The following is a 12,742-nucleotide window of genomic DNA, read 5'->3' as shown; positions in this document are numbered from 1 at the left end:
AATGATAATTGTCAGGACGGTCGCCCTGCGACACCGTACTGCAAGAGAGCAACCATCTCATCGATGATTCGCCGGCGACTGGGGCGACGCTGGCCTCGCGGGTACAGCCAGTCATCGAGTACGGCCATCGCGATGATCATCGATACGCTTGCGCGAGTAGTCACCGGGATATCCAGTCCGGAGAGGTCTCGTGGGCTTACCTCGGCGGCGATCAGACGTTCGTGCTCTGCGAGAAGATCTCCGAGCCCGAAGTCCATACCTCCCAAAGACTCCGAGTCGAACTGATTCGCTTCGATCAGGGCGAGAACAAGGTCGCGGCGCTGGCGCAGGAAGTCGTAGAAACCCTCGGCGAATATGCGGATCAGTTCTTCTGTACTGACCGGGGAGTTCTGCTGCTGTTCCCACTTGCGCCGATAGTCGACGAAGTATTCGGTGAACGGCGCGAGTATCGCGGCACGAAAGAGGTCGGCCTTATTGGTGAAGTGCCGGAAAAGTTGAGAGTCCGCGACACCTGCTGCGGCCGCGATGTCGCGGGTGGTCGTCCGCGCATACCCGTTCTTCGCGAACAACTGGGTCGCCGCGCTCACTATCACCTCACGGACCTCACCAGGACGGCGCCGCCGACCAGAAGTGCTCGATCCGACAGCGCTGCTGGTCATCTGATACGCAGTCCTTTCAACCGGGGCCATCGGCACACAGGATGGTCGCCTGCGACCTGACGGTTTTCGGGTTCCCTTGTACTGCTGCGCTTCCTGAACAGCACGCCCAGAAAGCGCAGCAGGCTCAGGATACCGTGACGATCGGACTGGATTCTTGTTCGGGGCTGCGGTTGTCGGCTGGATCGGCTGCGGTGCCGCCCTTCGTGCCAGTCCGGGCCGAGCCCTTGTTGCGACTTCGCATCCCTCGACCACGGTGGGTTTGCCGCCACACAGCGAAGGCAACCGCGAAGATCAACGCCGTGCCGTTGAACATGTCGTTGAGCCATTGCACACCGGTGACCAGTTGCATTCCCTTCACTCCGGTAGCAAGAACGTAGACGGCCAGGACAGTCCCCCATGCATTAGGCCGGCCCGGCTTGATCTGCGTCGATCCGAGGAAGGCGGCCGCGAAGGCGGGCAGCAACAGCCCTGGACCATACGTCAAGGACGGTCCGGTCAACGACGCATACAAGACACCCGCAACACCGGCGATGGTCGACGATGCGATCATCGTCAGCCAACGCCACCGGCCTACGGGAATGCCGGAAAGACGCGAAGCTTCTTCGTTGCCGCCGATGGCGTAGATGTAACGCCCGGCTGGCGTGTGCTCGAGTGCCCACCACACAAGAATTGCAAGGATGAGCAGATACACGACAACGATCTGGAAACCGAAAACGGTGGACTGGGTCAGGTTCCTCCACGCCGGCGACAATGGGGAGAGCGGTTGGCTGCCACCAGAAACGATGGTCTGAAACGCCCCGATGATCGTAGCCGTACCCAGGGTGGCAATAAAAGCGTTCACACGCAGTTTGACCACGATGAAACCGTTGATCACCCCAACTGCAGCCGCGACACCCACCGCGAAGGCGATTGAGCTCCACATACCCCAGTCGCTGCCGGTCTGCAATTTCACCACGATAATAGTGGATAGATTGGCAAGCGCGCCGACCGAGAGATCATAGGAACCCGCGGCCATCGGAATGACGATCGCAAGCGCCAGCATCGCGCTGATCGCTTGATTCGAGGCTACCGAGTGAAGTGTGCCGGAGGTGAGGAAAAGGTTCGGTGTCCACATTCCGAACACGAACAGGAAGAGAACCCATAAATACATCCCGCTGAAGCGATCGAGTCCTAACGGGGGAAGCCTCATTACGTCGTTACCTCTTGTATAGATGCCAGCGTCTGTTTCGAAATATTAGTGACGGTCAGATCGCCACCGCTCAGCGTGGTCGCCACACGGCCCCCGCGAAGCACGAGAATCCGATGACACAGCGCCACGAGTTCGTCGATGTCAGACGAACTGATCACCACTGCCGCGCCCTGCCGGGCGGAGTCGAGCAACTCCTGGTGGATCTTCGCGCGCGCGCCGATGTCGACTCCTTGAGTTGGTTCGTCGACGAGCAGCACCCGCGGTGCGCGACTGAGCCACTTCGCGAGTAGGACTTTCTGTTGGTTGCCACCGCTGAATGCCGACAGTGGCATGTCCATGCCGGTGACCGGCCGTACGGCAAGGCGCTCGAACCAATACCTGGTTTGTCTACGTTCCAGCGAGCGGCGCAGGAACGGAAACCGCCACAACTTGCCGAGGTCGCCGAGACTGAGATTCTCCTGTGCCGACAGTCCGAACACCCCTCCTCGGCTGCGCCGTTCGGCTGGCAGGAAGGACAATCCTGCGCGTATGGATGCCGCGGGCCGAGTTGGCGGCACTTCCTGGTCGTCTAGTGTGACGGTGCCGGCATCACGTTCGACAGCCCCGAAGATCGCTCCTAACGCCACGTCGCGTCCCGAGCCGGTGATCCCAGCGATTCCCACGAGATCGCCCGGCCGGAGCTCGAGGCTGAAATGGGTCAGCGGTCCGCTGGTAATACCACGCGCCGTGAAAAAAGCCGGGTCATGGCTGTCCGGTAATTCCTGCGAAACCGAGTGTGCGTCCTCGAGTTCACTCCCGACGAGCATTTCGACCAGCTGTGGACGATCCCATCCGGATACAGCCCGGGAGGCGACTCGCCGGCCGTCACGTAGCACTGTGACTTCATCGGCGACGCGGAGCACCTCCTCGAGCCGGTGCGTGACGAAGATGACTGCAACTCGATGGGTACTGACCGTCCGCATCGTCTCCAGCAGTTGGTCCACGTCGTCGTGTGGAAGCGCAGCTGTCGGCTCGTCCAGCACGAGCAGGCTCACCTGGTCGCCATCGGTCGAACCGAGCGCTCGGGCCACCGCTACGCCGGTCTTTTCCGCCGGCGACAGTTGGCCCACCAGAGTGTGAGGATCAATCTTGATTCCGAGCCTCGCCAGGCTCTCAACTGCTCGATCGCGGGTTTCACGTTCCCGAACGGTGGCGAAACGATGCGGAAAACCTCGTCCGAACATGAGGTTGTCAAGCACCGATGAACTATCGATCAGCCCCAAGTCCTGGTGCACGAAGCGGCACCCGAGACTTCGTGCGGATTCGGGTGATCCGAATGTCAGTTCCTGCCCGGAAATCAGCACTTTGCCACCGGGATCCGGTTTGTGGTACCCGGAGAGGATCTTGATAAATGTCGACTTTCCGGATCCGTTTCCGCCGAGCAAGGCATGGACCTGGCCGGCCTCGACCGCGAGGTCGAGGCCGGCCAGAGCCAGCTGGCCGGCGAAGGACTTGGACAGCCCAGACACCTGGATCTTCGCCGGACCGGCGTGAGTTCCGATCACGAGCTCAGCTTCCACAGTGTCTTGAACTTGTCACGGAAGTTGGCAGGTCCCTCGTATTGGCTGAATGCTTTCGTCGTGTTCGCTTTCGTGAACAATTGCAGCGGTGTCTGCCCGTAATCTGCGGGGAACGCGAGGTTGGCATCGTGCCGCAGAGCGGCGTCGACGACGAGCCAGCCAGAATAGTGAGAGTTGAAAGGCACGATCGCGGTCTCGGTCCCTGCCATGACGTTGTTCAGGTCCTCCTGTGACCCGCCCGGGCCCAGGATCTTGATGTCCGAGAGGCCCGCAGTCTTCAGCGCTGTCGGCAGTCCCTGAGCGAACTCGACAGCGGGCAGGATCACGTATTTCAAGCTGGGGTCTCGCTGCAGGGACGAGACAACAACACTGTTGAACTGGCCGCCGGCGACCTGCGCAAGGCTTGCGTCGACAGTGCTCACTTTGCAGCTCGCGCACGAGCCGAAGGCGTTCTGTACGCCCTGGTTGTAAGCGTTGAGCGTCACCAGGTCGGGCACCTTCACCAGCAGTGCTTTGGCGGACCCGTCCGAGTCGGCCACGGCGTAGTTCCCGAGGATTTCGCCTTGGGTGCGTTGACTGGCATCCGGGAAGATGTTGGCCGGAACGGTCGCATTCGTCGTAACCGGCCCGACAACTGCCGGGACCAGCATGACGTTCGCCCTCTGATAGGCCGGGACAACGCTCGACCAGACCGCTTCGGGAAGCGCGGCGAAGCCGACAGCAGACGGCGAGAAGTCCAAAGCTTGATTCAACGCAGCCACCAGCGAAGACGGGTCAGCGTTCTTGAAGCTCAGTGTCTTGAAGTTCCAGCCCGCAGCTTCTGTCGCCTCCTTGACTCCGGCTCCGATATCGGTGCAGGTCGCGGCGTCGCACGAGATCCATACAAAGGTCTTGCCCTTCGCAGGCGGGGCCGGAAGCGGCTCGGTCACTGTGATGGCAGTGGGCGACTGGAGGTAAGGGGATACAAACTGTTGTGCCTTGACGCCTACGTCAGATGACGGCCCTGCGGCGGCCTTGCCACTGTCTGCCACCGACGAGGAGTTATCGCTACATGCGGTGATCGACATACCTGCCATCACCACGGCAAGCAGCGCCAACGCCGGGCGGGCTCCCATCCGCATCCCTCGATGCTCCGACCTCATGATCGACATGTGTTTCTCCTCACGATCCGTGCTGGATGTGATCCGGAGCATACGTACGGCCACCGGATGCGTCAATGGCCGAAGGTAGTGAGCGCCCGCCTACTTGACGATGCAATCTGCTTGGCAATAAACATGATTCGGGAAGTCCAGATTTGGACCCCCTTGTGATCGGTTTCGTGCGCGGGTATAACAAAGAACACACCGTGTCACATGTCTCAAAGAAGGGCCTTGTCATGAGCCAATCGGCTACCGATGGATCCGTTTCAGCCACCCCTCCCCCTGGCTCCACAGTCATCGACTTCGATCATTTCGACCCTGCGGTCATCGAAGATCCCACTCCGACCTGGGCTTCGATGCGGGCGGCCACGGGGGTCTGGAGTCCGCGCTACGGCGGGTTCCATGTGCTCAGCCGGTACGCCGATGTCCTGGCCGGCGCGGGAGATCCGACGACATTGAGTTCCGCGCAGGGCGTCAATATCCCTGCCCTACCTTTCCCTCCGTTCATCCCACTCGAGGTTGACCCGCCCGACCACCGCGAGTACCGGAAAATCCTCAATGTCCGCATGTCACCGGAGGTCGTGGAAGAACACCTGCCATCGATCAGGGCCCTGGCTGTCGAGTTGCTCGACAAGATCAGCGGCCTGCCCGAGGTCGACCTCATGAAGGCATTTGCTGCACCGTTCCCGAAGACGGTCGCACTGCGGTTGGTGGGGTATCCCGACGAGGATCTCGCCAAGATCGACAACTGGGTCGAGCACATCGTCGGTGAGCACAAGGAGCGCGAAGGCGCCGCGGAGATGGCTGGAGAATTCTTCGCGTATCTCCAGGCTTTCGTCGAGCAACGACGCGCTGCGCCCGCACGCCCGGACCTCATGACCGCGCTCCTCGAGGGCACTCTCAATGAGGAACCACTGACGGATAGCACGATCATTCCAATGCTGTTGCTGCTCACCTTTGGTGGGCTGCACACGACCACCTCGGCGATCGGCGGCATGTTGCTGTGGTTGGCCGACAACCCTGAAGGCCGGCAAGAACTCCGTGACCATCCGCACTTGATCCCTACAGCTGTTGACGAGTTCCTGCGGTACACCACACCGGTGAACCAGATGGCCCGAACCGCAACCCGGGATAGCTCTCTCGGCGGATGCCCGATGCATGCCGGCGACAAGGTCCTCTTGGCATTCGGTGCGGCTAACCGAGACCCGGAGATGTTCTCCGACGCCGACAAAGTCGTGCTTGATCGGTCCCCCAACCGGCATCTGTCTTTCGGAGCAGGTCCACACCGGTGCGTCGGCTCGCACTACGCCCGCGCGATGGTTCAGGTGGCTTTGGAGGAAGGCCTGAACCGGCTGGGCGAGTTCGAAGTCACCGATCGCAGCAAACTGATCTGGACCGGCGGCGAAGCTCGCGGCCTCCGTGCACTACCCGTTGCACTGAAGGGCCGTTGATGCGTATTCAACTGGATCGAACCCTGTGCCAGGGGCATGGCAACTGTTACAACCATCATCCGAAGCTCTTCGCCCCCGACGAGGAAGCCTTCGCTGAGTTGTCCGTCACCGGCGGGCTCGATGCCGATCGACTCGAGTCGGCACGGACAGCCGTTGCCGGCTGCCCGGAGCGCGCGATTTCGATAGTGCCGTGACCTGACGTGGCGGGTCGACGGCGTCGCGACCCTCCAGACCCCTAAGACGCTACGAGGGCGCGGGCTTCTCCGGCCGGCGCCACAATTTCGAATCGAAGGAATCTCTGAAATGTCTGATCTACGAGGCAAGACCGCCATCATCAGCGGCGCCGCCCGCGGGCAAGGTCGATCGCACGCGGTGAACCTCGCTCGGGCCGGTGTCGATGTCGCACTCTTCGACGTGTGCGAACAGATGGGCACCGCCTACGAGGGAGCCACCAAAGACGACCTGCAAGAAACACGACGCCTCGCCGAAGCTGAAGGCGTGCGAGTTATCACCGACACAGTCGACGTCCGCGACTACGACCGGGTCCAGTCCTTCGTCGACCGGACCATCAACGAACTCGGCAAGGTAGATATCCTGCTCGCCAACGCCGGAATCCAGACAATGGCGCCCGCGCAAGAACTCGCACCGGCGCAGTGGAAAGAAACCATCGACATCGACCTGACCGGAGTCTTCAACACTGTGCGTGCGGTGCTCCCGCATATGGTCGAGCGGCGTTACGGACGTGTCGTCGCGACCTCCTCGATGGGTGGGCGGCAGGCCTACGGCAACTGCGCTCACTATATCGCCGCAAAATTCGGCGTCATCGGATTCGTCAAAGGCACAGCCATCGATGTCGGACCGTTCGGTGTTACCGTCAACGCAATCTGTCCGACCAGTGTCGACACCCATCTGATCAAGCATCAGCAAGTGTATGACCTGTTCGGACCCGATCTGGAGAATCCGACACTCGAGGACATCAAACCACGGATGAACCAAATGCATCCCCAGAACGTGCCATGGATCGAATGCCAGGACGTCTCCGACGCAATCATGTTCCTCGTCTCGGACAAGGCCAAGTTCATTACCGGCGAAGCCATGACCGTCAGTGCGGGCTTGATCGCGTCCAACAGTGCGTAGTCCCAACAAGCGATAGATGGGGTCTCGGAACGGGTTTCGCTTCGGGACAAGTGGATGCTGTCGACCACGGCTGCCCGCTGTTCACGGCAATCTACCCGTAGATTGCCGTGAAGCGCGAACCCGCAGCCCGTTACTCCGACTCGGGAGCAGCCGAACTCACAACCCCAGCGCAATTAAAAGAATGCGGTGCATTCTCTGTCGCCGCACGGGGTGGAGACACGGAATGCACAGCGCCGCAGGTCTCTCCCCGCCGACCTGCGAGGACGTCGACGTCTGGATTTGACGGACGGCCCGTCAGACACGTTGAGACCCTCGCATGTAGTTCCGAAGCGTCGCAGGAGAGGCGCGGCGCGATTGCAGATCGGCGGCAATGTCTGTGGCGGTGTCAGCGTCCAAGATGCGGATCCACTGTAGATCCGCGACCGCTCCACCTTTTACCCAGAAGATCTACCGTCTGGTCGCAACCGGAACGACCGCTCCTCGTGTCGCAAATCATGGTCGATTCGACAGGTGTCTCATATCGAAATGAGGAATTCACGTGTCTGATCCAGCTCCAAAGAAGGGCCCGCTCGCGGGCATTCGCGTTATCGAATTCGCAGGCCTCGGACCGTGCCCTCATGCCGCTGCGTTACTGGCCGATCTCGGCGCCGACGTCGTGTGTGTCCAGCGTCCCGGAATGATTCCGCATGAGGGCCCGCACGACCAGATCCAACGCGGTCGCCGCGTGGTCGAGACCAACCTGAAGGACCCCGCGCAGGTCCAGAAGGTGCTAGCGCTGATCGAACGCGCCGACGTCGTCCTCGAGGGCTTCCGCCCCGGGGTGACCGAGCGTATCGGCCTGGGACCTGATGTCTGCCTCGCACGCAACGACCGCTTGGTCTACGGCCGGATGAGCGGCTGGGGCCAGGAAGGCCCACTGGCCGGCGCCGCCGGCCATGACATCAACTACATCTCTCTAACGGGTGTCCTCCATGCCATCGGCCGAAAGGGCGAGCGTCCCGTACCGCCGCTGAACATGGTCGGCGACTTCGGCGGCGGTTCGATGTTCCTGGTCTTCGGGATCCTCTCTGCGTTGGTGGAGCGCCAAAAGTCCGGCAAAGGCCAGGTCGTGGACGCCGCAATGGTCGACGGCACACTGGCACTGGCCCACATGATATGGGCATTCCGCGGCCGGGGCGTCTGGTCCGACGAGCGAGGCGTAAACATCTTGGACACCGGTGCGCCGTTCTACGACACCTACGAGACGTCCGACGGCAATTACATGGCGGTAGGTGCGATCGAGCCGCAGTTCTACGCGCTTCTGCTACGGGGACTCGAACTCGACCCCGCCGAACTGCCGCGGCAAATGGATATCTCCTCCTGGGCGCAATTGAAGAAAATCTTCACCGACAAGTTCCTCTCCAAGACCCGCGAGGAGTGGTCGGCCATCTTCCTCGGCACCGACGCCTGCGTATCGCCTGTCCTGACGTTCGCGGAGGCATCCGCCAACGAGCACATCGCCGCTCGCGGGTCGCTGATCGAGCTCGACGGCGTCACCCAGCATGCCCCGGCGCCTCGGTTCTCCCGCACCCCCGCCGATCCACCCACCCCGCCAGCGCGCAAGAGCGTCGACATCGATACCGTTTGGATCTGACGAACAGCCCGGTCAGAACACGAGAAGCCGGCTCCCAATCCCGGTCGTCCGCACAACATAGCGGCTCGACTTCGGGTAGCCCGCTGACATCGGAATGTGGAACAAGTCGGAGTGGCACCGATAAAGCACCCCGAGAGGTCCCCGCGATAGGCACGCAGTCCTCTGCCTCGGCCGTTACACGCGACGGCCGAGGCTGTTCGAGTAACACCGAGTTCACGCCAACCTGGAGCGTTATTCATAAGCCTCCGCGAAAAAGTGCAGTGCGACTATCGTTTTCAGGGCAGAGGGGAATTTGTGGACTGGCGCGCGGTAGCGGCCGCCTTCCTCGCTGAGCATGCGCCAGGTCTTCAGGTGAGCGACGGCTCGCTCCACCGCGGCCCGGATTCCGGAGAGTGCGGTATTGAACGCGGCCTGGCTCTCGTGCAGTTCGCGGCCCGGAGGTTTCTTGTAGGGCACCAGATCGATTCCGTCGACACCGACGTAACCGGAATCGGCGACAGTGTCGATCTCGGCGAGAAGGTCGGCGAGTCCGGAGGCGGCGTATGCGTGCGCGTCGTGTCGGGCGCCGTGCACGATCGTCATGCCGACCGCGACGAGCCTGCCGTCGAGGTCGGCGGCGATCTGGATGTTGAACCCCGGATACTGGGTTTTTCCGGAGAACAGGTCCGGGATCGCCGACCAGTCCCAGGTCGGGCAGATTGTGCCGTCCACCAGCACGGACCCGACTCCGATGACGTCGCGGGGGTTGGGAACGAACTCTTCGAGTACGTCAGCGATCACCGGTCGCAGCAGATCCCAGCGGCGGCTCACCGTGGACTGACTGATCCCGAAGAACGCGCCCGCGACATCCTGGACGAGGTTTCTGCGCATCAACGACACCACCAAAGCGACAGACCTGAACAAGCTCAACGCGTAAGGGCGACCGGCCGACTCGAACCCGCCGACGGTCTCGTGTACCCGGGCAGTCAGTTCCGTCAGTTGCCCATCGGTCAGCCCCGTAATAGCCTTGTACCGCAACGGCCCTCGTTCTCGCTCGTAGACTTCGTAACTCCACGAACTGAGATACATGAGGGCCGTTGCCAATTCGGCTGCGACGCGCCGACGTATCAAGCAGTGCGATCACCGTCTCACCGGCCACACAGGCCACGAGAGTTGCTATGCCACAGCCGATTGCGGGACAGGCTTATGAATAAGCCTCCTGGTCGGTGGTCGACAATCGATCGCGACAAAGTGAATCAGCTGAATATGCCGACGACGACCAGTTCAGTGAAATCAACCATAGGGAATATGTCGGATACCGACCTACTCGCCTCGCCAGACAGGAGCGCGCTTCTCGGTAAATGCTTTTGCGCCTTCTCGCGCATCTTTGGAACGGACCACCTGCTTGACAAGCTCAGCTTGCGCTGCAAACGCGCCGCCATCGGTCCATCGAACGGCACCCGCGACAATCTGCTTGGTCGCCTGTACAGCCAACGGCGCATTCGCTGCGATGCGGGCAGCGAGCTCGCGCGCCGCGGCCAACGCCCCGCCCGGCTCGGTAAGCATACTTACCAGTCCGTGCCGATGCGCAACCTCGGCACTGAGCGGATCCCCCGTCAACGCGATCTCCATCGCCAGCTGATACGGCAGCGCTTTCGGCAGCCGCAATAGTCCTCCCGCCGCAGCGACCAGCCCCCGTTTAACCTCGGGGATTCCGAATACAGCCTCCCGCGAGGCAACCACGATGTCTGCGCTCAAAGCCAGTTCAAAACCGCCCGCCAATGCCCAGCCCTCCACCGCAGCGATCAGCGGCTTGGTCGGCGGCATCTCGGTGATCCCACCGAAACCTCGCCCACGTACCACTGGACTCTCGCCTTGCACGAACGCCTTGAGATCCATGCCCGCGCAAAACGTGCCGCCAGCCCCGGTCAGGATGCCTACCACCAGGTCTGATCGCGCCTCGAGTTCGTCGACCGCAGCGGCGATACCTTCGGCGGTCGCGCGGTCGATCGCATTGCGAACATCGGGCCGATTGATTGTGATCGTCGCGATTCTGTCGCCGAACTCAGTCAGAACGTTGTCGGTCATTTCCTGCTCCTCGTTCCTTATGCGTGGGGCCGCCTACAAACCGGGTCGTAAAGGCAGGTCCAGTGATCCGGCCACAGACTATCTACTTATCGATCGCTAAGTAAATACTTGCAAGTGCGACAGCGTCGCGGCTTCGATATCTGCTCTCGTCAGATATCCACCCCCTCCCCCACAGGGCTCCGGCGTTGTCGGGGTCTAGGTCATGAGCTGCGGAAACCGGTTGCGCGACACGCCGGTTCGGGATGCGAGGCGGACACGGGCTTCTCGGTGACGATGAAGGTTCCTACGCCTGAATCGATTTCCGGAGTCGCCCGTGTCCGCTGGTCCAGTATCGCTTGCCGAGCCCGTGGTGGAGGTGTTGACCCGTCGGCGCGTCGAACCGGCACCGTCGCCGCTACCGCAGGACCGGGTGATCGCGCCGTGTTTGCTACAGATGTTGGGGACGGTGCCCGACCCCCGCGATCCACGCGGGGTCCGCTACCCGTTGACCGCGTTGTTGGCGATCATGATCCTGGCCACCGCGGCCGGGATGCGGTCGGTGGCCGGGATCGCCTGTTGGACCCGTACCGCGCCGACGGAAGTGTTGACGCAGTTGGGCATCCGGGTCCGACGCCCGAGCGAGAAGACGTTGCGCACGATTATGGCCCGCCTCGACGCCGCCGACCTGGACCAACGGTTGGGCGACTACTTCGCCGGCATAGCCGCCACGGTCGACACCACTACGGAGCTGATGGCCGTCGCGCTGGACGGCAAGACCGTGAGAGGTGCACGGTTGGGTGGTGGCCGGGCACCGCACCTGGTGTCGATGTTCGCCCACCACACCCGCCTGGTCCTGGGCCAGTTGGCGGTCGCCTCGAAGACCAATGAGATCCCAACGGTCCGGAAATTACTGCAATTATTCAGTCGCACAACGCTTTTGGTGACCATCGATGCTATGCACACGCAGACCGCGACGGCGAAGCTGATCTGCGGAAAGCTGAAATCGCACTACCTGATGACCGTAAAATCCAACCAGCCCGGCCTGCTGACCCGCATCAAAGCCCAGCCCTGGGCCGCGGTGCCGGTGGTGTGCACCGACAGCGACGACAAGCCACGCCACGGCCGTATCGAGACCCGCACCTTCAAAGTCCTCACCGTGACACGAGGACTCGGGTTCCCCCACGCCCGCCAGATCATCGAAGTCACCCGTGAACGCGTCCTGGTCAGCACCGGCAAGCGGACCTTCGAGACCGTCTACGCCGTGTGCAGTCTGCCCTTCGAACACGCCACACCCAGGAAGATAGCCGAATGGTTGCGCCTACACTGGGGAATCGAGAATTCGGTCCACTGGGTCCGTGATGTCACCTACGGCGAAGACCTCAGCACTCTGCGCACCGGCCATGCTCCCCAAGTCGCGGCCACGCTCAGAAACACCGCGATGAACCTCCACCGTCTCGACGGAGCCACCAACATCGCCGAGGCCTGCCGCACCACCGCGTTCAGCCCAGATAGAGGCATACACCTGCTAATGAAACCAAAAAACAGCTGGTCAGAAGCAGCTTAAGCGACAACGCCGGAGCCCTGCCCCCTCCCCCCGAGAGCAGTCGTCGTATACCCACCGTCTCGCAGCGCCCGCTCAGAGCGTGACCGTCCGGCGCGCCTCCACCCCTCGGCCAGCATCACTCGATTGGCCACACAGGCGCGCCGACGGTCACAGTCCTGCGGCAATGCGCACATGCCCGTCCAGCCCCTTGACAACCAGACCGGCCTCAAGGTCTTCTCTACTTAGCGATCGATAGATAAATTGGTTCGAAGGAGGTGCCGTGCAGATCGAGTTCGACCCCAACATCACGGCCGCTGTGCAGCCCAGCGAGGAACGGACCCGCGCAACGGTGCTCCCGGTAGTGCAGCAGTACAGCAGCAATGCGC

Annotated in this window: 11 protein-coding genes; 5 read left to right on the top strand and 6 right to left on the bottom strand. The window is 61.9% G+C overall.

Annotated elements, in window-relative coordinates:
• Nucleotides 1-11: 11 nt before the first annotated feature.
• The 4 genes from ACV7NQ_RS30840 to ACV7NQ_RS30825 all read right to left on the bottom strand — a co-directional run bounded on the left by ACV7NQ_RS30840 (nt 12) and on the right by ACV7NQ_RS30825 (nt 4,558).
• A complete protein-coding gene (locus ACV7NQ_RS30840) occupies nt 12-659 on the bottom strand; it encodes a TetR/AcrR family transcriptional regulator (protein WP_463362802.1) in 648 nt (215 codons plus the stop codon).
• Nucleotides 660-783: 124 nt separating this feature from the next.
• The gene (locus ACV7NQ_RS30835) at nt 784-1,809 is read right to left on the bottom strand and encodes an ABC transporter permease (protein ID WP_463362801.1); all 1,026 of its coding nucleotides are present in this window, start codon (nt 1,807-1,809) and stop codon (nt 784-786) included.
• A gap of 38 nt (nt 1,810-1,847) precedes the next feature.
• Nucleotides 1,848-3,392 (bottom strand): sugar ABC transporter ATP-binding protein, encoded by a 1,545-nt coding sequence (locus ACV7NQ_RS30830; RefSeq protein ID WP_463362800.1) that lies wholly within the window; start codon nt 3,390-3,392, stop codon nt 1,848-1,850.
• Nucleotides 3,389-4,558, bottom strand: coding sequence for a sugar ABC transporter substrate-binding protein (locus ACV7NQ_RS30825; protein WP_463362799.1), 1,170 nt, complete (start codon nt 4,556-4,558; stop codon nt 3,389-3,391). Before ACV7NQ_RS30825 ends, ACV7NQ_RS30830 begins: the two co-directional genes overlap by 4 nt.
• Nucleotides 4,559-4,782: 224 nt before the next feature.
• Here ACV7NQ_RS30825 and ACV7NQ_RS30820 point away from each other — a divergent pair, with 224 nt between their 5' ends.
• The 4 genes from ACV7NQ_RS30820 (at nt 4,783) to ACV7NQ_RS30805 (ending at nt 8,767) form a co-directional block, all read left to right on the top strand.
• Entirely contained in the window at nt 4,783-5,997 is a 1,215-nt protein-coding gene (locus tag ACV7NQ_RS30820) for a cytochrome P450 (protein ID WP_463362798.1), read from the top strand.
• Nucleotides 5,997-6,191, top strand: a complete 195-nt coding sequence (locus ACV7NQ_RS30815; protein WP_463362797.1) for a ferredoxin — start codon at nt 5,997-5,999, stop codon at nt 6,189-6,191. Before ACV7NQ_RS30820 ends, ACV7NQ_RS30815 begins: the two co-directional genes overlap by 1 nt.
• A gap of 109 nt (nt 6,192-6,300) precedes the next feature.
• A complete protein-coding gene (locus tag ACV7NQ_RS30810) occupies nt 6,301-7,134 on the top strand; it encodes a mycofactocin-coupled SDR family oxidoreductase (RefSeq protein WP_463362796.1) in 834 nt (277 codons plus the stop codon).
• A gap of 538 nt (nt 7,135-7,672) precedes the next feature.
• The gene (locus ACV7NQ_RS30805) at nt 7,673-8,767 is read left to right on the top strand and encodes a CaiB/BaiF CoA transferase family protein (protein WP_463362795.1); all 1,095 of its coding nucleotides are present in this window, start codon (nt 7,673-7,675) and stop codon (nt 8,765-8,767) included.
• 231 nt (nt 8,768-8,998) lie between these two features.
• Here ACV7NQ_RS30805 and ACV7NQ_RS30800 read toward each other — a convergent pair whose 3' ends face one another.
• Both ACV7NQ_RS30800 and ACV7NQ_RS30795 read right to left on the bottom strand, forming a co-directional pair.
• The gene (locus ACV7NQ_RS30800) at nt 8,999-9,835 is read right to left on the bottom strand and encodes a transposase family protein (protein WP_463358528.1); all 837 of its coding nucleotides are present in this window, start codon (nt 9,833-9,835) and stop codon (nt 8,999-9,001) included.
• A 234-nt stretch (nt 9,836-10,069) separates the two neighbouring features.
• Nucleotides 10,070-10,834 (bottom strand): crotonase/enoyl-CoA hydratase family protein, encoded by a 765-nt coding sequence (locus ACV7NQ_RS30795; protein WP_463362794.1) that lies wholly within the window; start codon nt 10,832-10,834, stop codon nt 10,070-10,072.
• Between the two features lie 313 nt (nt 10,835-11,147).
• Between ACV7NQ_RS30795 and ACV7NQ_RS30790 the strand changes: the two genes are divergently transcribed.
• On the top strand, nt 11,148-12,377 hold the full coding sequence (locus ACV7NQ_RS30790) for an ISAs1 family transposase (protein WP_463362793.1): 1,230 nt from the start codon (nt 11,148-11,150) through the stop codon (nt 12,375-12,377).
• The last annotated feature ends 365 nt before the right edge of the window (nt 12,378-12,742 follow it).

Source organism: Nocardia sp. Tas62D01, assembly GCF_055232035.1.
The sequence above is the reverse complement of the archived record's forward strand: the minus strand, read 5'-3'. Positions and strand labels throughout refer to the sequence as shown.